Raw genomic sequence first — 19774 nt, 5'->3', positions numbered from 1 at the left:
CATGAGCGAGCACGAGAACGCGGCCGCCGCGCTGGCCGAGGCCACCGGCGTGCCCCGGCACGACGTGGCCGTGGTGCTGGGGTCGGGCTGGCGCCCGGCCGCCGACCTGATCGGCGAGGCGACCCACGAGGTCCCGATGGCCGAGCTGCCCGGCTTCCTCGCGCCCACGGTCGCGGGGCACGGCGGCACGGCGCGCTCGGTGCCGGTCGGCGAGCGGCGGGCGCTGGTGCTGCTCGGGCGCACCCACCTCTACGAGGGCCACGGCGTCGACCCGGTGGTGCACGGCGTGCGCACCGCGGTCGCCGCGGGCTGCACCACCGTCGTCCTGACCAACGCCGCGGGCGGCATCCGCGAGGGCATGGCCGTCGGCGACCCGGTGCTGATCTCCGACCACCTCAACATGACGGCGGTCTCCCCGCTGCGCGGCGCGCAGTTCGTCGACCTCACCGACCTCTACTCCCCCCGGCTGCGCGCGCTGGCCCGCGAGATCGACCCGACGCTGGCCGAGGGCGTCTACGCCGGGCTGACCGGCCCGCACTTCGAGACCCCCGCCGAGATCCGGATGTACCGCGGGCTGGGTGCCGACCTCGTCGGGATGTCGACGGTGCTGGAGGCGATCACGGCGCGCGCGCTGGGCGTCGAGGTGTTCGGGCTGTCGCTGGTGACCAACCTCGCCGCGGGCCTGAGCGGCGAGCCGCTCGACCACCACGAGGTGCTGGCGGCGGGTGCCGCCGCGGCGGGGCGGATGGGCGGGCTGCTGCGCGAGCTGGTCACGAGGTCGTGAACCCTCGGCTGAGGGACGCCGCGCTGCGCTGGATCGCCGACGACCCCGACCCGGACACCCGGGCCGAGCTGCAGCGGGTGCTCGCCGACGCGATGGCGGGCGGGCCGGACGACGAGCTGGCCGCGCGGATGGCGGGGATGCTGCGCTTCGGCACGGCCGGGCTGCGCGGCCCGGTGCGCGCGGGGCCCGCGGGCATGAACGTCGCCGTGGTCCGCCGGGCCACCGCCGGGCTCGCGGCGTGGCTGGCCCGCGACGGCGCCCGCGGCACCGTCGTCGTCGGGCGCGACGCCCGGCACGGCTCGGCCGCGTTCGCCGTGGCGGCCGCCGACGTGCTCGCCGGCGCCGGGTTCGCCGTGCGCACGCTGCCGGGCCCACTGCCGACGCCGGTGCTCGCGTTCGCCGTCCGCGAGCTGGGCGCGGTGGCCGGGGTGCAGATCACGGCGTCGCACAACCCGCCCGCCGACAACGGCTACAAGGTCTACCTCGCCGACGGCGCGCAGCTCGCACCCCCGTCGGACACCGAGATCGAGGCGGCGATCGCGGCCGCCCCCGCCGCGGTGTCGGTGCCCACCGGCGGCGACGTGTCCGAGGTGGACGTCACCGGGCCCTACCTGGACCGGGTGGCCCGGCTGCCCCGGGGCTCCGCGCGCACGCTGCGGATCGCGCTGACCCCGATGCACGGCGTCGGCGGGGCCACCGCGGTGCACGCGCTGGCCCGCGCCGGGTTCACCGACGTGCACGTCGTCGCCTCCCAGGCGGCGCCCGACCCCGACTTCCCGACCGTAGCCTTCCCGAACCCGGAGGAGCCCGGCGCCACCGACGCGCTGCTCGCGCTGGCCGCGGAGGTGGGCGCCGACCTCGCCGTCGCGCTCGACCCGGACGCCGACCGCTGCGCGCTGGGGATCCCGGGGCCGCAGGGCTGGCGGATGCTCACCGGCGACGAGACCGGCGTGCTGCTCGGTGACCACCTGCTGCGCACCGGCTCCTACGACGACCCGCTGGTGGCCACCACGGTCGTCTCCTCGTCGATGCTCGGGTCGATCGCCGCGGCCCACGGCGCGCGCTTCGCCGAGACGCTCACCGGCTTCAAGTGGATCGTGCGCGGCGGCCCCGGCCTGGTGTACGGCTACGAGGAGGCGCTGGGCTACTGCGTCGACCCGGCCACCGTCAACGACAAGGACGGGATCGCCGCGGCGACGGTGGCCTGCGACCTCGCCGCCACGCTGCGCGCGTCCGGGCAGGGCGTGCAGGACCGGCTCGACGAGCTGGCCGCCGCCCACGGCGTGCACCTCACCCGCGGCATCTCGGTGCGGATGGAGCCCGGCCCCCGCGACGCCGCCGTGGCCCGGCTGCGGGACTCCCCGCCGCCCGGCTGGGCCGTCACCTTCCCCGCGCCGGACGTGCTGGTGCTGCGCCGCGAGGGCGAGCGGCTGGTGATCCGGCCGTCGGGAACGGAGCCCAAGCTCAAGGCGTACCTGGAGGTCGTCGAGCACGGCGACCGGGCCCGTGCGCAGGAGCGGCTCGACGCGCTGGCCGCGCTCGTGGCGGAGCTGCTGTGACCCGGCTGCTGGTCGTGCACCACACGCCCTCGCCCGCCACGGCCGAGCTGCTCGACGCCGTCCTGCGCGGGGCGGCCGACCCGGAGATCACCGGCGTGGACGTCGTCCGCCGCGCGGCGCTGGGCGCCACCGCGTCCGACCTGCTCGCCGCGGACGCCGTCGTGCTCGGCACCCCGGCCAACATCGGGTACATGTCCGGGGCGCTCAAGCACTTCTTCGACACCGTCTACTACCCCTGCGCCGACGACACCCGCGGCCTCCCGTTCGGGCTCTACGTGCACGGGAACCTGGGCGTCGAGGGGGCGGTGCGGTCGGTGGAGACGGTCACCGCCGGGCTGGGCTGGACGCGGGCGGCCGCGCACGTGCTCGTCACCGGGGCGCCGTCGCGGGCCGACCTGGACGCGTGCGCCGAGCTCGGCGGCACCCTGGCCGCCACGATCATGCCGGGCGGCTGAGGGCCGACGGCGCTACTGTGCCGCGATGCCCCGGCCGAAGGTCCACGACGAGGCGCTGCGCGAGCGCCTGCTCGACCGTGCGGGTGCGCTGCTCGCCGGCGGCGGACCCGACGCGCTGAGCCTGCGGGTGCTGGCGCAGGAGTGCGGCACCTCGACCACCGCGGTGTACGCGCTGTTCGGCGGCAAGCCCGCCCTGCTCGACGTCGTGGCCGCCCGCGCCGCGCGCGACCTCGCGCTGCGGCTCGCCGCCGTCGAGCCCGCGGACGACCCGGTCGAGCACCTGGCCCGCCTGGCGACGGCCTACCGCGAGGCCGCGCTCGGCGACCCGTACCTGCACGGCACGGCCCTGACCACCGCGGTCCTGCCGCCCTTCGCCCACGCCGTGCGGCGCGCGCTGGCCGACGCACGCAGCGACGCCGACCCGTCGACCGTGGCGCTCGCGGTGCAGGCGCTGGTGCACGGGCTGGTCGACCTGGAACGGCACGGCCTGGCGGCCGACGGCGGCTTCCCCGCCGCCCTGCACGCGGCCCTGGACGGCTGGCTCCGCCCCACCCCCTGACCCGCGCCCGCCCCGCCCCGCCCCGCCCCGCCCCGCCCCGCCAGAAATGGCAGTAAAGCCACTATGCCGCCAGGACGTGGCAGCACAGTGGCTTTGCTGCCACCTGGGGGTGGGGAGGGCCGGGGAGCGCGGGGCGGGGGGCGGGTCGGGTCGGGTCAGGGCACCGCGCCGAACTGGCGGTCCCCCGCGTCACCCAGCCCGGGCACGATGAACGCGGAGTCGTTGAGCCGCTCGTCGACGCTGGCGGTGACGACCCGGACGGGCAGGCCGCTGCCCTCGAGGTGGGCGATGCCCTCCGGGGCGGCGAGCACGCAGATCGCGGTGACGTCGGACGCGCCGCGCTCGGTGAGCATGCGGATGGTGTGCTCCATCGAGCCGCCGGTGGCGAGCATCGGGTCGAGCACGAAGACGGGGCGGCCGTCGAGGGACTCGGGCAGCGACTCCATGTAGGGCACCGGCTGGTGGGTCGCCTCGTCGCGGGCCAGGCCGACGAAGCCCATCTGCGCCTCGGGCATCAGCGCCTGCGCGGCGTCGACCATCCCGAGCCCGGCGCGCAGCACCGGCACCAGCAGCGGCGGGGTGGCGAGCCGGTAGCCGGTGGTGCGGGCGACCGGGGTGTGCAGCGGCGCGGTGGCGACCGGGGCGTCGCGGGTGGCCTCGTAGATGAGCATGAGGGTGAGGTCGCGCAGGGCCGCCCGGAACGTCGCGTTGTCGGTGCGGGCGTCCCGCATGGTGGACAGGCGGGCGCGGGCCAGCGGGTGGTCGACGACGCGGACATCCATGGGCCGAAGGCTATCCCCGCACCAGGCCCAGCACCGCCGCGGCCAGCTCCGGACCGGCGTCCTCCTGCAGGAAGTGCCCGGCCCCGTTGACGGTCGGGTGCGCGCGGCCCGCGGCGCCGGGCATCGCCGCGCGCAGCACGGGCTCCATCGCCGCGGTGATCGGGTCGCCGTCGCTGAACGCGCACAGGAACGGCAGGTCCAGGGTGCGCAGCGTCGCCCACGCGGCGCGGTTGGCGGTGGCGGCGGGGTCGTCGGGCCGGGTCGGCACGAGCAGCGGCATCGCCCGCGGCCCCGCCTTGTACGACTCGTCGGGGAACGGGGCGTCGTAGGCGGCGCGGACGGCGTCGGTGAACGGCGTCCGGCAGCCCGACTGCACCAGCCGCGCGACGTCGAGCTCGGGCGCCCGTTCCACCGCCCGCCGGAACGCCCACCACACGGGCGGCATGTCGTGGTCGCCGGTGGGCAGCCCGGTGTTGGCCGCGACGACCCCGGCGAAGCGCCCGGGGTGCTCGGCCACCAGCCGCAGCCCGATCAGCCCGCCCCAGTCCTGACCGACGAGGGTGACCCCGCGCAGGTCCAGCGCGTCGAACAGCAGCGACCGGACCCACTCGACGTGCCGGGCGTAGGTGTGGTCGGCGATCTCGGCGGGCTTGTCGGAGCGGCCGAAGCCGACCAGGTCGGGCGCGAGGACCCGCAGTCCGGCGGCGGCCAGCGGCGGGATCGTGGTGCGGTACAGGAACGACCAGCTCGGCTCGCCGTGCAGGAGCAGCACCACCGGGCCGTCGGCGGGGCCGTCCTCGACCCAGGCCATCCGGAGGGTGCCGCCGTCGCCGTCGGGCAGGTCGGCGTAACGGGGTTCGTGGGGGAAGTCGGGGAGGTCGGCGAAGCGCGGGTTGGGTGTGCGGAGGGAGCGCATGCCCGCGATCATCACACCGTGCTGATCCGTGACGCGACCCCCGACGACTGGCCCGCGGTCTGGCCGTTCCTGCGGGCGATCGTGGCCGCGGGCGAGACCTACACGCTGCCCCGCGACCTCAGCGAGGACGCGGCCAGGGCGATCTGGACGGCGGGCGCGTGGTTCGTGGCCGTCGACGACGACGGCACGGTGCTCGGCACCGCCAAGGCGGGGCCCAACCAGCTCGGGCCCGGCGCGCACGTCGCCACCGCGAGCTTCATGGTCGACCCGGCCCGCGGCCGCCGTGGGGTGGGCCGTGCGCTGGGCGAGCACGTCGTCGCGTGGGCGACGGAGCAGGGCTTCCGGTCGATGCAGTTCAACGCCGTCGTCGAGACCAACACCCGGGCGCTGGCGCTGTGGCACGCGCTGGGGTTCGCGACCGTCGGCGTGGTGCCCGGGGCGTTCCACCACCCCGAGCACGGCTACGTCGGGCTGACGGTGATGCACCGGCCGCTCACGGGCTGACCGGCACCGCCGTCACCACGACGTTGCGCAGGTAGCGGCGGGCGTCGGCGTCGAACTCCCCGCCGCAGGTGATCAGCCTCAGCTCGGGCCCGGGCACCGGGCCGTAGACGCGCCCGGTGGGGAACTCGTCCTTGGGCACGTCGTAGACGTCGACGACCCGGAAGGTCGCGACGCGGCCGTCGGAGCGCCGGACCTCCACCGGCGCGCCGAGGTCGATGTCGGCGAGGCCGAAGAAGACCCCCGGGCCGGCGCGGGAGTCGACGTGCCCGACGATCACCGACGGTCCGGGGTCGCCGGGGGCCGGGGACCCGGCGAACCAGCCCGCCACCGCGGGGTCGGCCGGGGGCACCAGCACCCCGGCGGCGTCGACGTCGATCTCCCCGAGCTGCACGTCGACCCCCAGGTCGGGGATGCGCAGCGCGGTCGCGGCGACGGGCGCGGGTTCCGGGACCTCCGCCACCGACACCGTGCCGAGGGCCGCCACCCCGGCCGCGGGCGGCCGGACGGTGGACAGGAGCAGCAGCGTCAGGCCGGCGAGCCCGACGACCGCCGCCACCGCGAGCCCGACGGTCGCCCCGGCCCGCCTGCGCCGGGGCGGGCCCGGCCACCACAGCACCTGGCCGGGACCGCGGTGGCGCGGCTCACCGGCGCGCACGGGAGTCGGCACGCACAGCGACGGCCACCAGCACGCCGAGGACGGACAGGGCGGCCACGAACCCGGCCAGGTGCGGCGGCCCGACGCCCGCGGTGCCGCCCAGTCCCGTCTCGACGCCGCCGCGCGGCACCTCGGCGGTGCCGGAGCTGTCGCGGTGCAGCTCCGCGGCCACCGCCCCGCCGCGGTCGACGAGCAGCACCGAGTAGACCGAGTTGGTGTCCAGGGTGACCGGCAGTGTCGCCACCGTCCGGCCGGCCGCGGTGACCTCCAGGTCCCAGGTGCCCAGCGGCACGTCGGCGTAGCCGGTGGAGGTGCCGAACGCGACGTCGCGCGCCCACGGCTCCTGCCCGGCCCGCCCGCAGTCGACGACGGGCGCGCTCACCGCGGCGTTGATCACGCGGACGCTCGCGCGGCCGGCGGCCGGCATGTCGAGCCGGTCGTCGAGGACCGAGAGCCCCAGCTCGGCCGAGAGCCCGGTGCCCGCCACGGTGTAGGCGTTGCCCGCGGCGGCGTCGACGGTGGTGGAGACGACCGGCGGCGACGACTCCGCGGCCCCCGCCGCGCGCATGCTGACCACGTACGCCCCCGGGGGCACCGGCCGGTAGGGCGACACCGCGCCGTAGCCGACCCCGGGGAGCACGAACGACTGCGCCGGATCGCCCACCGAGGCCACGTACACGTCGGCGGCCGGGGTGTCCGGGGAGAGGTGGGCCAGCCGCAGGTAGGCCGCCCCGCCCGGCGCCGCCCCGGCCGGCGGCGCGGACAGGACCAGCGCCGCCAGGGTCAGCAGTACGGCGTATACACGCCGGGCACCGGTCATGGGGTTCCTCCGGATCGGTCGGGGAGCGCGAACCAGGTGACGAGCAGCGCGTCGCCCGCCGGGGTGACGCGCGCGGGCACGAAGGGGGGCTGCTGGCCGTCGAGCCAGGTGGGCAGCAGCGGGCTGCCCGCGGCGGGTGCGCCGTCGACGGCGGTGATCAGGACCTGCCGGCGCGGGGCGCCCGGGACGTCGAGGTCGACCGCCGGGAACCCGGCGACGACGAGCCGCCGTGCCGACGACATCGCCGCCAGCACCGCGATCACCCGCGTGTCCACGGCGCCCGCGCGCAGCAGGTCGGCCGCGGCCGGGTCCAGGCTCAGCGCCGGGTTGCCGGCGAGCGCACCGCCCAGGCGCGTCCGCACCGGGGCGCCGTCGGCGGATCCGGAGCCGTCGGTGCGGCACAGCACCGAGGCCGACCCGCCGGTGCCCTCGTCGGTGCCCGCCAGCGTCGCGGCGGGCGGGCAGCCGTCCGCGGCGGGGGCCGCGGCGGGCGGGCGGGGGGTCAGCAGCAGTACCTCGCCGGGCGCGGGCGGGTCGGCCGGGCCGCGCAGGGCGTCGACGGGGAGACCGGCGGCCGCGAGCTCGGCGCGGTCGAGCGCGTCGGCGCGCACGGGCGTGCCGGGCGGCAGCTGCGCCACCGCCCACCCGGCCATCCCGCCGGCGGCCGCCGCGGCGGGTCCGCGGGGCGGTCCGTCCCCGGCCGCGGTCGCCGCCAGGCCCACCACCAGCACGATCGCGACGGCCGCGGCGGGCGCCGGACGGGCGAGCCGCTCGGCGAGCGCCCCGGCCACCATCCCGGCGACGACCGCGAGCCCGGGCAGGACGAGCAGCGCGGCCGTGACCCGGGCCGGGCCGGGCACCGCCACCAGCACGAGCAGCACCAGCACCGGGGTGAGCACGGCCCGCAGCCACGGCAGGAGCCGGTGGGCGACCAGGACCAGCGCAGTGCCCGCCGCGGCGCCCGCGAGCGCGGCCGGGGTGTCCACGACCGGGCCGCCGATCGCGACCGACGGCGAGGCCACCGGCACCACCAGGCCGACGGCGGCGGCCGCGACGGCGATCCCGAGCGGCCGCCGCGCGCGTCGGGGGACGCGGACGGTCCCGTCGAGCAGCAGGTGGGCGAGCAGCGCCAGCAGCGCGACGACGGCGAGCGGCGCGGTCAGCACCGCGAGCGCGGCCACCGGCAGCGCGGGGCCCGGGCGGCGCAGGCGGGTCGCGAGCACGGCGGCCAGCGTCAGCCACGCCGCCGCGGGGGCGGCGGACGCGACCCCCGCGTGCAGGGTGAGCGCCGGGGCCGACGCGCCGGCCAGCACGACCCCCACCGCCGCCGCCGGGGCGGGCGCGCCCAGCGCCCGCAGCACCGGCCAGGTCAGCAGGGCGGCGACCGCACCGGCGAGCAGGCAGGCGAGCCGGGCCGCGTCGATCGTGGACAGGGCGTCCAGGGGCAGCACGGTGGCGAGCACCGCCAGCTGCCGGGCGCCGAGGGCGTCGGCGAACGGCAGCGGGTCGGCCGCGAAGCCGGACAGCCGCATCGCGGCCGCCGCGGCGGCGATGCGCGCCTCCGCGTCGGTGGCCACGACGCCGCCGAGCCGCCACGCCGTCACCAGGTGCCCTCCGATGACGAGCGTGGCGGCCGGCAGCCACCACGGCAGACCGGAGAACCGTGGCCGCCGCACCCCTCCGGCGGCGGACACGGCCGGATCCGGCCCGGACGCGGCGACGGCGGACGCCACCGGGCCGTCCGCGTGCCGGGTGGTCAGCGGCCCGCGGACGCGGTCGCGGGCGCCCGCTCCCCGGCCACCTCGGGCCCGTCGGTCGTCATGGGCTCCGCGGCCCGGGGCGCCCCGGCCGTCGCCGCGCCGCGCCGGGCGCCGGCCGGTGCGGCGTCGCCGAGCTCGACCGCGAGCAGGTCGACCAGCCGGGCGATGTCGGCGCGGGCCCCGCCCTGGACGGCGGCCAGCCGGTCGGCCTCCAGGCGCGACTGCTCCAGCACCCGCCGGGCCTCGGCCTCGGCGCGGGCCCGCACGGCGTCGGCCTCGGCCTCGGCCTCGGCGCGCCGCTGACGGGCGGCGCGCTCGGCCGCGTCGCGCAGGGACTGGGCCTCGGACCGCGCCGCCTCCAGCTGGTCGGCGATCTGCTGCTCACGCTCCTGCTGCTCGGCGGCCCGCTGCGCCGCCTGCTGGTCGAGCGCGGTCGAGCGGGTGATCAGCTCCTGCTCCACCTCGTGCCGGTGCTGCTCGGCGCGGGCCCGCGCCTGCTCCAGCAGCGCCGTGGCCTCCCGGGCCGCCGCGTCGCGCACCTCGCCCGCCTCCTGCTCGGCCAGCCGCAGCAGCTTCTCGACGCGGAGGCCGAAACCGTCGCCGGTCGGGCGCGGGGGGGCGCCGGGCGCCGCGGCGCGGCCCTCCCGCAGCGTGCGGTTCTCCCGCTCGGTGGACGCCGCGCGCTGCTCGGCCTGCTGACGGCGGCGCTCGCTGGCCTCCAGCTCGTGGCGCAGGGCCTGGCGCTCGGCGACGTGCGCGTCGAGGAAGGCGTCGACGGCCGTACGGTCGTACCCGCGCAGCGCGACCTCGAACTGCGGGCGGTCCGGCGGCCGGGGCGGCGGCGGAACCGCGCGCGGCTGGGGGACGGCGGCGTGTGCTCCCTTTCGGGCCATCGGGGTTCCCACCACGGGGGAATAGTTGCCAAAGGAATCCGTCACGTCTTGACCCTCCACGGTCGGCCCGTTCGTCCCTGCGGGTGACCCGGCGGGCTCGCTTCCGGACCACGACCTGTTCATCCCGGCGGGTCCGTCCGCTCCCGGCCGCCGTTCACCAGCACGAAGCGGGGCCGCGGGCGGACCGGCGCGGCCGCCGTCCGTCCGACCCCCCGGGCCCCGGGGCCCGGTGCCCAGCCCTCCAGCGACGTCATCGCCGGATCGTGGTCGACGGTCTGCGCGCCGGACCCGGTGACCGGCCCCGAGGTCGACGCGGCCCCCCACTCACCGGTCATCCGGATCACCACGGCCGCCCCCCGATGGTGCTGCGCGGTCACCTCCCGGACCGGCGGCCACCGGCCCCGGCCCGCTGCTCGCCCCCGTCCGCCGCGGGCTGCTCGCCGGCGTTGGCGCCGTCGCCGCCCCGGCGCGGCGAGCCGCCGGACAGCTCCGCCGAGAGCACCTCGGCCAGGCGCGCCAGCTCGGCCCGCACGTCGGACTGCAGCGCGGTCAGGCGCGCGATCTCCTGCGCCGCCTGGTCCTGCTGCCGCTGGGCCGCGGTCTCGGCCCGCAGCCGGGTCTCCGCCGCGGCGGCCTCGGACTCCTGACGCAGCCGGTCGGCGGCGCGGGTCGCGGCCGCGTGCAGCTGGTCGGCCTGCTCACGGGCCGCGGTGAGCTGGTCGGCGATCTGCTGCTCGCGCTCCTGCAGCTCCGCGGTGCGCTGGGCCGCCTGCTGCTCCAGCAGCGAGGCCCGCGAGATCAGCGTCTGCTCCACCTCGTGGCGGTGCTTCTCGGCGTCGGTGCGGGCCTGCTCGATGATCGACGCCGACTCGCGCGAGGCGTGTGACCGCGCCTCGGCCGCCTCGTGCTCGGCCATCCGCAGCAGCTTCTCGGCGCGGTAGCCGAAGCTGTCCTCCACCGACTTGGGCTCCACGTGCGCCGACTTGGCCCGCAGCTCGCGCAGCTCGGTCTCGGTGGCCTCGGCGTGCTCGGTCGCCAGCCGCTGCTGGCGCTGGGCGTCGGCCAGCTCCATCCGCAGCCGGGCGATCTCCTTCTGGCGGTCGACCACGTACTCGTCGACCTGGCGGCGCTCGTAACCGCGCAGCGCGGTGTCGAACGTCTGGCCGTCGGCGCCGGGGCCGGGCGTCGGCGGGGTGGGGGTGGTGGTGGCGGGAGCGGCCACTGGTCACATCCTCTGGGGTTCGTTCGATGGGTGATCGGGGGAACGCGGACGGGTCAGCGGCGGCCGCCGGCCCGTCCGTTCGGCGTCGACGGGCGGGGCTGCGGGGAGGCCGTCACGGGGCGGCCGGCGTCCTCGGCGGCGGTGCCCGCCGGGTCGTCGGCGTCCTCGGCGGCGGCGGGCCGGGTGTCCGGGGTGGGCCGGGCCTCCGGGGTGGGCCGGGCCTCGGGGCTCGGGCGCGGCGCCGGCTGCGGGTCGTCGTCGGCCTGCTGCTCCGCGCGGGGCGCCGGCAGCGATGGGCCGCCGGGTGCCTGCGACACCCCCTGGACGCCGGGCATCTGGGGCAGCGTCCAGTCCAGCAGCGCGCGCACCGAGGTGAGCTGCTCGGCCACCTGGTGCTGCAGGCTGCGCAGGCTCTCCAGCTCGCGGTGCGCGGCGTCGACGTCCTGGCGGGCCTCCGCGCGGATCCGCTGGGCGTCGGAGGTGGCGTCGCCGATGCGCTGGCGGGCGTCGCGGGCCGCCGCGTCGGCGATCCGGTCGACCTCCGCCCGCTGGCGGACCTCCAGTGCGGCCAGCTCCTCCAGCACGGCCGCGCGCCGGCCGTCCATCTCGGTGCGGAACTCCGCCTCGACGCGCAGCCGGTGCTCGGCGAGCTCGGCGTCGAGGCGGGCCTTCTGGCCCTCGGAGTCGTTGCGGAGCTGGTCGAGCCGGGCCCGGCTCTCCTCCAGCTGCGCGCGCAGCGACTCCTCGGCGACCCGGCGCTGCTCCTCGAACGCGGTGCGCTCGGCCTCGGACTGCTCGCGCAGCTCGTCGGCTTCGGCCTGGGCGAGCGTCAGCACCTGCGCGGAGCTGGTCGTCGCGCGGGCCCGCATGTCGTTGACCTCGTCCTGGGCGATGCGCACCATCTGCTGCAGGCGCGCGCTCATCCCGTCGACGGTGCTGGGGATGGTGGAGAGCTCGGCGACCTGGGCGCGCAGGGCGTCGATGTCGGCCCGGGCCTCGGCGGCGGCCTCGCGCAGGGTGCGGGTCTCCGACCGGCTGGCCTCGAGATGGCGGGTCAGGGTGCGGGACTCGGCGACGGCGGCGTCGCGGGCGGCCGCCAGCGCCGTCAGTTCCGTGGTGAGGGCGGCGAGCCGGTCGTCGACCTCCCCGCGGTCGTACCCCCGGCGGGCGACGGTGAACGGGACGGCATCGAGTTGGGCAGTCATGCGGGGGAGCGCTCCTCGAACAGCGGGTAAGCACGCCGGACGGGTGGGGCGTCCTCGACGGACAGGACGACCGGAACCGCACCCTCGGGGTTGGCGTGGAGACCCCGAGACTCCCAGCGGCACCACGAACGGGCTAGCCGCTGACCGGCCGAATGTGACGCGGCGTAGTGGGTGCACCGGCATCCGTCCACGCGCGACGGCATGGGACTACCCGATCAGACCAGTACGGCGTCGACGACGACGTTGTCCTCGTAGCTGCGGACGGCCCGGTCGAACCGGCCCCCACAGGTGACCAACCGCAGCTCGGGGCCCGGTGCGGGGCCGTAGACCGCCTCGGTCGGGAAGCGGTCCTTCGGGAACAGCCGTACCGCCGTCACGGTGAACCGGGCGACCGACCCGTCGGACCGGGTGACCTCCACCAGATCACCGGGACGCAGCGTGCGCAACCCGGCGAACACACCCGGCCCCGCGCGGGAGTCGACGTGCCCGCCGACGACCGCGGGCCCCCGCTCCCCCGGCACGACACCCCCGGCGAACCACCCGGCCCGGCCCGGGTCGTCGGGCGCGGCCAGCTCGCCGGTGGCCGGGTCGGCCGTGAGCTCGCCGAGCGGCCCGTCCACGCCGAGTGCGGGCACGCGGATCGCCACCGGCCGCACCGCCGGCCGGGTCTCGGCGACCGGGACCGGCGGCGTCGGGACGGGCTCGGGCGGCGACGCCCCCGGCGCCAGCAGGCCGGTGACCGCCGCCGCGACACTGACGCCCGCGGCCAGCACGCGCCGCGCCAGCAGCACCCGCACCTCCTCGGCGAGCACCGCGGACAGCAGCGCGACCGCGCCCGCCGCCAGCACCACGGCGTCGGCCCCCGGCCCCGGTGTCCAGGCGCAGCCCAGCAGGGCGAGCACGGCCACCGCGACCGGGCGCAGCCAGGCGAGGCGCCGCCACAGCAGCCCGCACAGCAGCAGCCCCCACAGCGTCAGTCCGGCCAGCACCGGCACCGGCAGGGCGAGCGGCAGTCCCGGCCGCAGCTCCGCGACCGCCACGGCCCCCGCCGCGACGAACGCGACCGCCGCCAGCGCCCGGCGCGCGGCCGGGCCCCAGCGGCCGGCGAACGCCCCGGCCGAGGCCATCGCCCCGGCCGAGGCCATCGCCCCGAGCAGCGCGAGGAACCCGACGGCGGCCACCGGCGCGACGAGCACCGCCGCGGCGCAGGCCAGCCCGGCCAATGCGCTGCGCGCCCGCCCGCCGACCGCCGCGCACCCGGCCAGCGCGAGCAGCAGCGCGGCCCGGCCGTCGACGCCGTCGGGCGAGTACCACTCGACGAGCAGCACGGCGGTCGCGTACAGCGCGATCGCCGCCGCGCGCGACGCGGGCCGCAGCCGCAGCCGCGCCCCCACCACCCACAGCGCGAGCCCCGCCGCCACCGCGGCGGCCAGGCCCGACGGCCACGGCGGAGGACCGATCAGCACGTCCGCCGGGCGGCGCGCGGAGGCCGGCCCAGCCACGCCGCGGTCGCGGCCGCCACCGCGGCGAACCCGCCGAGCACGGCCACGCCGGTCACCCGGTCGCCGTCACCCGGGCCGAAGCCCGCGTCGACCGGCCCGGGCGGCACGACCACCGGGCCCGCGGCGTCGACGTGCACCTGCGCGGCCGGTGCGCCGTCGCGATCGACGAGCACGACCGACACGACCTGGCCCGCCCCGACCGTCACCGGGAGCACGGCGCCGCGCACCGTGAGGTCCACCTGCCCCGCGGGCACCGACCGGTACTCACCCGCCGCCCCGACCGGGACCGCCCGGCCGAGGTCGAGCCCGCCGGGGCCCGCGACGTCGACCGGGTCGGGCGAGAACGCCTGGAACACCCGCAGCCTGGCCTCGCCCGCCGGCGGCGGGGTGAGGTCGTCGGGCACGACCGTCAGGACCGGCGCGTCGGCCGGGCCGACCGCCGCCAGCGTGTACGCCGACCCGGGCATCGCGTCGAGCGTCGAGGTGACGACCGGCGGGCCGTCGGTCCCCGCCGGCCGGATGCCGACGACGTAGTCGCCGGGCTCGATCCGCCGGTACTCCGAGAGCCCCCCGTAGTCGACGGCCGGGATGCGCACCTCGTCGCCGGCCTCACCGACCGGGAAGACCACCAGCTCGTTGCCGGGCATGCCCGGCGTGAACTGCCCCAGCCGCACGTAGGTGCCGGTCGCGGCGAGGGCGGGGGCGGCCCCGACCGCCCCGGCGAACAGAGCGAGCAGGACCAGGGCGGTCGCTGCCGACCAGCGCGTCCGGCCCGGGCGGGCCGCACGGTGAACACCCACGCGGGGCTCCTTCGGGACGGGAGGGGATCAGGGGATCGCGGCGCAGAGCGGGCACGGCGGCCCGGGCGGCTCGGCCAGCGAGGCCACCACGAGCAGCCGGCCGCAGCGGGCGACCGGGCGCCCGCCGGTGGAGCGCGTCGCGGCGAGGACGCGTTCGTCGACGCGGTGGGTGCGACCGTCGTCGCGCGCCAGCACGTCGAGGTAGCGGTGGACGGGTGGCGCCGGGTGCGCGAGAGTCATCGACGTCTCCGGGGTCTCCGCGGCCGGGGGGGGAGCGGTGCCGCACCCCCGGGACAGTGGGGCTCGACGTCGGGCCGCGCAAGGACCGGCGACGGTGCAGGTGCACACACCGCACGCGGGTTGCGCCGAACCGCCCGACCGGTTGCTCCGGTCCGCCCCGCGTGCGGGGTCCCTGTTCGGACCAGGGCCGCCGCGCAGCTGCGACGAGCGGGTGGTGTCGCCCTCTCGCACGGGCGTCCGCGCCGGTCCCACCCGCTAGCTTGCGGGTGATCGGCGCAGCCTGATCACCGCACCGGTCGACGGCGAGGAGGCACCCACCATCACCAGCGAGCCCCCCGTCGTCACCGACACGACCGCCGTCGAGCAACGCTTCCGGGCGGTCTTCGCCGAGGTGCCCTCCGCCGTCGTCGTCCTGGACCTCGACGCCCGCATCGTCGACGCGAACCCGGCCGCCGAGCGGGCCACCGGCTACCCGCGCACCGTGCTGGTGGGCCGGCCGGTCGGCGCCGTCACCACCCCGCACGCCGCGGAGCGCCACCGCCCGCACTGGCGGGAGCTCGTCGCGGGCCGCCGCGAACGCTACGACCTGCCCGGCACGCTGCTGCACGCCGACGGGACGCCGCTGCCGGTCCGGCTCACGGTCTCGCTGATCCGCGACGGCACGGGCCGTCCCGCGGGCGGGGTGGCCGTCGTGCACCCGCTCGACACCCGGCCCGGCATGCCTCCGGCACGGCGCCCGTCCGACGCCGAGGCGGCCGTCCTCGCCCGGCTCGCCGCGGGCCGCAGCATCCAGCAGATCGCCGACGACCTGCGGCTCACCCGCCGCGGCGTCGACTACCGGATCGCCCAGCTGCGCCGCAAGCTGCGGGCCGAGGGCCCGGACGGCGCACCGGCGACCAGCGCCGCACTCGTCGCCCGCGCCTACACCCTCGGCATCCTGACCTCGACGGTCTGGCCGCCACGCCTGGAGCTCGGCCGGGTACGCGGGCGCTGACCGGCCCGGCCCGTCAGCCGATCACGCCCGCACGCAGGGCGAGCAACACCATCTGCGCGCGCTCCCCGCTCCCCAGCCGCCGCGCGATCCGACCGAGGTGACTCTTGACCGTCAACGGGGATATCCCCAGCTTCCGCGCGATGTCGGTGTTGGCCAGTCCGTCGGCGGCGAACTGCAGGATCTGCAGCTCCCGCCGGCTCAGCAGCTGCGGCTCGCCGTGCACGTCGGGGACCGGGCGCGGGTCGTCCGTGACGGCCGGGGTCCCGTCCCCCGGCGGGACCGGCGCCGCCCGCTCGCCCGGGGGGAACAGCGCGGCGCTGGCGCCGCGGCTCAACGCCCCGCTGACGAGGGTCACGTCGACCGCGGCCGGCAGCGCCACCACCGGCGCCCAGCCGACGCGGCGCAGGTCGGCGACCAGCGCCCACCCCTCGCCGTCGACGACCTCCACCATCGCGAGGTCACGGGCCCCGGGGCTGCGGGCGACCGTGCCCGCCTCCCGCGCCGACGCCGCCTCCAGGACCAGCCCCACGCCCAGACCCCGCAACCCGTGCACGACCGAGCGCCGCAGCGCGGTGTCGGTGTGCACCACGAGCACCCGCCGGGGCGTCCACGGCGGCGACACGATCGTCACGGCAGCAGAATCGCATCAGCGCGGGCGGTTGCCGGGACGAGCGGCGGTGCAGGTGCACGGACGACGCACCGTGACGGTGTGTGATCACGCGGTGATCGACCGGGCCGCGCGGTGCGGGACGCCGCAGGCCACGGAACGACAGCCGGATCACGCCCCGTCGAGAATGAGACGGGCGTCTCACTGTCTCGCCACGTACCGTCACCGGTTGAAGGTGCAACCGATGGCGCGGAGGGAGCGGGCCGTGAGCGAGCCGGCACCCACTGAGAGCGGTCGCTCCCCCTGGCCCCGTCCGGTCCGCGAGCTCGTCGGCGGCATGACACTGCAGGAGAAGGCCGCCCAGGTGAGCTCCACGGTGCTCACGGCCGTCGACGGCGCCCCGCCCGTGCCGGGGATCGGGATCGTCTACCTGCCCACCGCCCTGCCCGACGGCCCCGCCCGGCTCGCCGCGTTCCGGGCCGCCACCGACGCCCGCATCCCGGTGCTCCCGCTGGCGCTCGGGCCCGACCTCGACCGGCCGTTCCTGCCCCCGCTGGGCCGCATCGCCACCTGGGACCTCCGGCTCGCCGAGCAGATGGCCGCCGCCACCGCGCGGGCGCAGCGCGCCGTCGGCGTCTACGGCCAGCTCGTGCCCGCGGGCTCCACCGCCCCCGGCGCCGACTCCCCGACCGCACTGGACCCCGTCCTGACCGGCGCGTTCGCCGAGGCCCGCGTCCTGGGCGCCCAGGGCCGCGCGGCGGGCTGGGCCGGCCCGATCGGGCCCGACCACGTCGCCGTCCTCGCCCCGCTGGGGGGTCTGGCCCGACGGCCAGTGGCACGAGCGGGTGCTGCGCGGGCGGCTGCTGGCGCCCGCGGAGGCGGCCGTGCACGCCGGCGCGGCCGCGATCGTGCCGAGCCCGGCGGGCAACGCCGGGGTCCCGACCCACACCGACGTCTGGCTGCTGCGCCAGGTCCTGCGACGCGAGTGGCGCTTCGGCGGCGCGGTCCTCGCCCACCCGGGCGCGGTCGACGCGCTCGACACCACCTACCGCATCGCGTCCGGGCCCGACCAGGCCGTCGCGCTCGCCCTCGAGGCGGGCGTCGACGTGGTCGGCGCCGGCAGCCGTGTCGACCACCTCGTCGCCCTCGTGCAGAGCGGCGCCGTCGCGCCCTGGCTGGTGGACGACGCCGTCGCCGCCGTGCTGTCGCTGAAGTTCCGCCCCGGGCTGCTCGACGCCCATCCACCGGCCCACCACGGCGCCCCGGCCGCGCGCACATCACCCGCCCACGTGGAGCGGGCGGCGCTCACCCGCTCGACGGTCCTGCTCACCGACCCGGGCGGGGTCCTGCCCCTGGATCGCGCCCGCGCCGTCGAGGTGCTGCCCGGCGCCGTCGACTCCGCGGACGTGGACGCGCTGGCCCGGGCGCTGGCCGCGGTCCTGCCCGGCGTCGCCGTGTGGCCCGGTCCGGCCGTGACGACCGTGGCGCCCGGGTCCCCGGCCGATGCCGTCGTCGTCACCGCCCGCCCCGAGGACGCGGTCCGCACCGCCGAGACCGCGGTCGTCACCGGCGACGAGATCGGCGGCCTGGCCGCCCTGGCCGCCACGACGGCCACGGTCCTGCTGTGCTGGCGCCCGCTCGGTGACCACGCCGGCGTGCTGGCCGACGTCCTGGCCGGGCACGCCGAGCCGGGCGGGCGGCTCCCGGTCGCCGTCGCGTCGGCGTTCCCGCTCGGCCACGGCGGCGGGTACACGACCTTCGACTACTCGCGGCTGGTCATCAGCCCGCCCGTCCTCGACGGCGGCGACGTCCTGCGCGTGCGGTGCTCGGTCACCAACACCGGGTCGCGGCCCGGCCGTGAGGTCGTGCAGGTCTACCTCGCCAACCCGACCGGCCGCACCGTCGTCGCCGACGGCACGACGCTGGCGGCGTTCGCCGCGGTCGACCTGGAGCCCGGGCAGACCCTGCCGGTGACGGTCCGGCTGCCACCCGCCCGGCTCGCGGTGTGGAACCGCACGATGCGCCACATCGTCGAGCCCGGCACCGTCGACGTCCTGGTGGGGCGCTCGGCCGCCGACATCCGGCTGCGCGGCACCGTCACCGTCGCCGCGCACCCCGCGTACTGGCGGCGGTGACTACTGCAGGGGGAACGGCGGCTGCCACCACCACGGCTCGTCGACGACCTCGACGGACACCACCCACTTCACCCACCAGAAGCCGCGCCGCCCGGGCGCGACCAGCCGCACCGGCGCGCCGTGCCCGGCCGACAGGCGTCGGCCGGCCAGGTGGGTGGCCAGCAGCAGCGACCCCGCCTCCGCGGCGGGGAACCGGCGCCGGTAGCCGGTGGCCGACACCACCTCGACCGACGCGCCGCGCGGCAGGCCCAGGTCGGCGACCGCCACCCCGCGCCACTCCTGCTCGGAGTACCAGCCCCCGGTGCAGTCGAGCACGGCGCGCACGGTGCGCTGCGGCAACCCGGCGAGGTCGACGTCCCCGGCCGGTGTCCGCACACCGGCCTGCGGCAGCCGCGGCACCGGGTCGAACAGCCACTGCGTGACGGGCATCGCGGCGACGTCGACGATCTCGTGCGAGCCCGTGGCGCGGCGCTCGCGCCCGGGTGTCACCGTCCCCAGCAGCACCGACCCGGCGACGAGGCCGCTGCCCAGCAGGGCGCGGCGGCGGTCGACGTCGGTGCGGCGCAGCAGCCGCCGGCGGCGATGCACCACCAGGTGCGCGACCAGCAGCAGCAGCACCCCCACCGCCGCTCCCACGTGGATCTGCATCGGCAGCACCCCGGCGACGACCGGGCCCCAGCCCCACACGGCGTGCAGCACCCCGCTGCCCACCGCCGCCGCGACGAGCGCGGCGAACACCCACCCGATCACCTTCCGCGACCGCCCGGGCCGCCGCAGACCCCGCCGGGCGATGCGCGCCTTGGCCGGGAGGAGGAGCAGCAGGGCCAGCCCGGACACCCCGTGGACACCGGTGGTCCACCGCGCGGGCCCCGGGGACCCCACCGCGAAGGCGAGGACGCCGCTGACCGTCGTCGTCACCAGGAGTATCAGGATGGTCACGTTGACGGTACGAGTCGCCCGGTTCATCGGCCCCCCGTCGTGAATCACGCACGATCAGTGATCGACTTCGACATTCACCCTGACCCGAACGGGTGGTAGGACGCCAAGACTGTCACGCCGGAGGCACCTCCGACGCTGTACTAGATGACTAGGAGGTGATCCGGTGCCGGAGAACACGACTTCCGACGAGGCGACGCTGGTCGCAGCGGCCGAGAAGCTCACACAGTGCGACGGATACGTGGTGCTCGCCGTCGACCCCCAGACCGGGGAGGTCGACGCCCACGGGCCGTTCGACGGGTTGACGGCCACGATCAAGGCCGACCAGCTCCGCCGCGACTTCGACCGCGGCGGCCTGGAGGACGTCACGGTCGGCGTCGTCCGTCTGCACAGCTCCACCTGATCCACCTCCGCGACACCCGCCGCGCCCGCTCCGGTGCGGCGGG

General features: G+C 78.0%; 22 protein-coding genes and 1 pseudogene. 9 read left to right on the top strand and 14 right to left on the bottom strand.

Features of this window, described 5'->3' with window-relative positions:
- Nucleotide 1: 1 nt before the first annotated feature.
- The 4 genes from PHY01_RS13735 to PHY01_RS13720 are packed head-to-tail and all read left to right on the top strand — an operon-like array spanning nt 2 to nt 3357.
- On the top strand, nt 2–784 hold the full coding sequence (locus PHY01_RS13735) for a purine-nucleoside phosphorylase (protein ID WP_141279039.1): 783 nt from the start codon (nt 2–4) through the stop codon (nt 782–784).
- A complete protein-coding gene (locus PHY01_RS13730) occupies nt 781–2343 on the top strand; it encodes a phospho-sugar mutase (protein ID WP_141279038.1) in 1563 nt (520 codons plus the stop codon). Before PHY01_RS13735 ends, PHY01_RS13730 begins: the two co-directional genes overlap by 4 nt.
- Nucleotides 2340–2798 (top strand): flavodoxin family protein, encoded by a 459-nt coding sequence (locus PHY01_RS13725; protein ID WP_141279037.1) that lies wholly within the window; start codon nt 2340–2342, stop codon nt 2796–2798. The genes PHY01_RS13730 and PHY01_RS13725 overlap by 4 nt, the downstream gene beginning before the upstream one ends.
- A gap of 25 nt (nt 2799–2823) precedes the next feature.
- Nucleotides 2824–3357: a TetR/AcrR family transcriptional regulator gene (locus tag PHY01_RS13720; protein ID WP_141279036.1), complete on the top strand. Its 534-nt coding sequence runs from the start codon at nt 2824–2826 to the stop codon at nt 3355–3357.
- 155 nt (nt 3358–3512) lie between these two features.
- Here PHY01_RS13720 and upp read toward each other — a convergent pair whose 3' ends face one another.
- Entirely contained in the window at nt 3513–4139 is a 627-nt protein-coding gene (gene upp / locus PHY01_RS13715; RefSeq protein ID WP_141279035.1) for a uracil phosphoribosyltransferase, read from the bottom strand.
- Nucleotides 4140–4149: 10 nt separating this feature from the next.
- Complete coding sequence (locus PHY01_RS13710) at nt 4150–5055, bottom strand: haloalkane dehalogenase (protein ID WP_141279034.1); 906 nt, start codon at nt 5053–5055, stop codon at nt 4150–4152.
- 18 nt (nt 5056–5073) lie between these two features.
- Between PHY01_RS13710 and PHY01_RS13705 the strand changes: the two genes are divergently transcribed.
- Complete coding sequence (locus PHY01_RS13705; RefSeq protein WP_141279033.1) at nt 5074–5559, top strand: GNAT family N-acetyltransferase; 486 nt, start codon at nt 5074–5076, stop codon at nt 5557–5559.
- Here the strand turns inward: PHY01_RS13705 and PHY01_RS13700 are convergent.
- The 10 genes from PHY01_RS13700 to PHY01_RS13655 all read right to left on the bottom strand — a co-directional run bounded on the left by PHY01_RS13700 (nt 5549) and on the right by PHY01_RS13655 (nt 14656).
- Nucleotides 5549–6226, bottom strand: a complete 678-nt coding sequence (locus PHY01_RS13700) for a sortase domain-containing protein (RefSeq protein ID WP_246085885.1) — start codon at nt 6224–6226, stop codon at nt 5549–5551. The two genes, PHY01_RS13705 and PHY01_RS13700, sit on opposite strands and share 11 nt — an antisense overlap.
- A complete protein-coding gene (locus tag PHY01_RS13695; protein ID WP_141279032.1) occupies nt 6201–7034 on the bottom strand; it encodes a DUF4397 domain-containing protein in 834 nt (277 codons plus the stop codon). Before PHY01_RS13695 ends, PHY01_RS13700 begins: the two co-directional genes overlap by 26 nt.
- Nucleotides 7031–8728, bottom strand: a complete 1698-nt coding sequence (locus PHY01_RS13690) for a hypothetical protein (RefSeq protein WP_141279031.1) — start codon at nt 8726–8728, stop codon at nt 7031–7033. Before PHY01_RS13690 ends, PHY01_RS13695 begins: the two co-directional genes overlap by 4 nt.
- A 62-nt stretch (nt 8729–8790) precedes the next feature.
- Nucleotides 8791–9687, bottom strand: a complete 897-nt coding sequence (locus tag PHY01_RS13685; RefSeq protein ID WP_141279030.1) for a hypothetical protein — start codon at nt 9685–9687, stop codon at nt 8791–8793.
- Nucleotides 9688–9806: 119 nt separating this feature from the next.
- Entirely contained in the window at nt 9807–10022 is a 216-nt protein-coding gene (locus tag PHY01_RS13680) for a hypothetical protein (RefSeq protein WP_141279029.1), read from the bottom strand.
- Nucleotides 10023–10060: 38 nt separating this feature from the next.
- Nucleotides 10061–10909 (bottom strand): coiled-coil domain-containing protein, encoded by an 849-nt coding sequence (locus PHY01_RS13675; RefSeq protein WP_141279028.1) that lies wholly within the window; start codon nt 10907–10909, stop codon nt 10061–10063.
- Between the two features lie 53 nt (nt 10910–10962).
- Nucleotides 10963–12114: a coiled-coil domain-containing protein gene (locus PHY01_RS13670; RefSeq protein WP_141279027.1), complete on the bottom strand. Its 1152-nt coding sequence runs from the start codon at nt 12112–12114 to the stop codon at nt 10963–10965.
- Nucleotides 12115–12329: 215 nt separating this feature from the next.
- Nucleotides 12330–13580: a class F sortase gene (locus tag PHY01_RS26895; protein ID WP_246085884.1), complete on the bottom strand. Its 1251-nt coding sequence runs from the start codon at nt 13578–13580 to the stop codon at nt 12330–12332.
- Nucleotides 13574–14416: a DUF4397 domain-containing protein gene (locus PHY01_RS13660; RefSeq protein ID WP_141279026.1), complete on the bottom strand. Its 843-nt coding sequence runs from the start codon at nt 14414–14416 to the stop codon at nt 13574–13576. The genes PHY01_RS26895 and PHY01_RS13660 overlap by 7 nt, the downstream gene beginning before the upstream one ends.
- A gap of 27 nt (nt 14417–14443) precedes the next feature.
- Nucleotides 14444–14656 (bottom strand): hypothetical protein, encoded by a 213-nt coding sequence (locus tag PHY01_RS13655; RefSeq protein ID WP_141279025.1) that lies wholly within the window; start codon nt 14654–14656, stop codon nt 14444–14446.
- Nucleotides 14657–14936: 280 nt separating this feature from the next.
- On the opposite strand from PHY01_RS13655, the gene PHY01_RS13650 reads away from it, so the two are divergent.
- Entirely contained in the window at nt 14937–15650 is a 714-nt protein-coding gene (locus PHY01_RS13650; RefSeq protein ID WP_307723971.1) for a PAS domain S-box protein, read from the top strand.
- A 13-nt stretch (nt 15651–15663) separates the two neighbouring features.
- On the opposite strand, the gene PHY01_RS13645 is transcribed toward PHY01_RS13650, so the two are convergent.
- Nucleotides 15664–16281, bottom strand: a complete 618-nt coding sequence (locus tag PHY01_RS13645) for a helix-turn-helix transcriptional regulator (protein WP_170183803.1) — start codon at nt 16279–16281, stop codon at nt 15664–15666.
- An 818-nt stretch (nt 16282–17099) separates the two neighbouring features.
- Here PHY01_RS13645 and PHY01_RS28215 point away from each other — a divergent pair.
- Nucleotides 17100–17456, top strand: a pseudogene (locus PHY01_RS28215) (glycoside hydrolase family 3 N-terminal domain-containing protein); the annotation flags it as partial.
- The gene (locus PHY01_RS13635; RefSeq protein ID WP_373865359.1) at nt 17436–18392 is read left to right on the top strand and encodes a fibronectin type III-like domain-contianing protein; all 957 of its coding nucleotides are present in this window, start codon (nt 17436–17438) and stop codon (nt 18390–18392) included. The pseudogene PHY01_RS28215 and the gene PHY01_RS13635, both read left to right, overlap by 21 nt.
- Here PHY01_RS13635 and PHY01_RS13630 read toward each other — a convergent pair whose 3' ends face one another.
- The gene (locus PHY01_RS13630; protein WP_170183802.1) at nt 18393–19331 is read right to left on the bottom strand and encodes a molybdopterin-dependent oxidoreductase; all 939 of its coding nucleotides are present in this window, start codon (nt 19329–19331) and stop codon (nt 18393–18395) included. It lies immediately after the preceding gene.
- Nucleotides 19332–19494: 163 nt separating this feature from the next.
- Here PHY01_RS13630 and PHY01_RS13625 point away from each other — a divergent pair, with 163 nt between their 5' ends.
- Nucleotides 19495–19731 (top strand): hypothetical protein, encoded by a 237-nt coding sequence (locus PHY01_RS13625; protein ID WP_141279019.1) that lies wholly within the window; start codon nt 19495–19497, stop codon nt 19729–19731.
- Nucleotides 19732–19774: the final 43 nt, after the last annotated feature.

The organism is Pseudonocardia hydrocarbonoxydans, from assembly GCF_006539565.1.
Classification (GTDB): Bacteria; Actinomycetota; Actinomycetes; order Mycobacteriales; family Pseudonocardiaceae; genus Pseudonocardia; species Pseudonocardia hydrocarbonoxydans.
This window is presented reverse-complemented; position numbering and strand designations above follow the sequence as displayed.

Coding starts and splice junctions, on each gene's coding strand:
- PHY01_RS13735 (WP_141279039.1), top strand. CDS start 2: ATGAGCGAGCACGAGAACGCGGCCGCCGCGCTGGCCGAGGCCACCGGC.
- PHY01_RS13720 (WP_141279036.1), top strand. CDS start 2,824: ATGCCCCGGCCGAAGGTCCACGACGAGGCGCTGCGCGAGCGCCTGCTC.
- upp (WP_141279035.1), bottom strand. CDS start 4,139: ATGGATGTCCGCGTCGTCGACCACCCGCTGGCCCGCGCCCGCCTGTCC.
- PHY01_RS13710 (WP_141279034.1), bottom strand. CDS start 5,055: ATGCGCTCCCTCCGCACACCCAACCCGCGCTTCGCCGACCTCCCCGAC.
- PHY01_RS13695 (WP_141279032.1), bottom strand. CDS start 7,034: ATGACCGGTGCCCGGCGTGTATACGCCGTACTGCTGACCCTGGCGGCG.
- PHY01_RS13685 (WP_141279030.1), bottom strand. CDS start 9,687: ATGGCCCGAAAGGGAGCACACGCCGCCGTCCCCCAGCCGCGCGCGGTT.
- PHY01_RS13680 (WP_141279029.1), bottom strand. CDS start 10,022: ATGACCGGTGAGTGGGGGGCCGCGTCGACCTCGGGGCCGGTCACCGGG.
- PHY01_RS13670 (WP_141279027.1), bottom strand. CDS start 12,114: ATGACTGCCCAACTCGATGCCGTCCCGTTCACCGTCGCCCGCCGGGGG.
- PHY01_RS13655 (WP_141279025.1), bottom strand. CDS start 14,656: ATGACTCTCGCGCACCCGGCGCCACCCGTCCACCGCTACCTCGACGTG.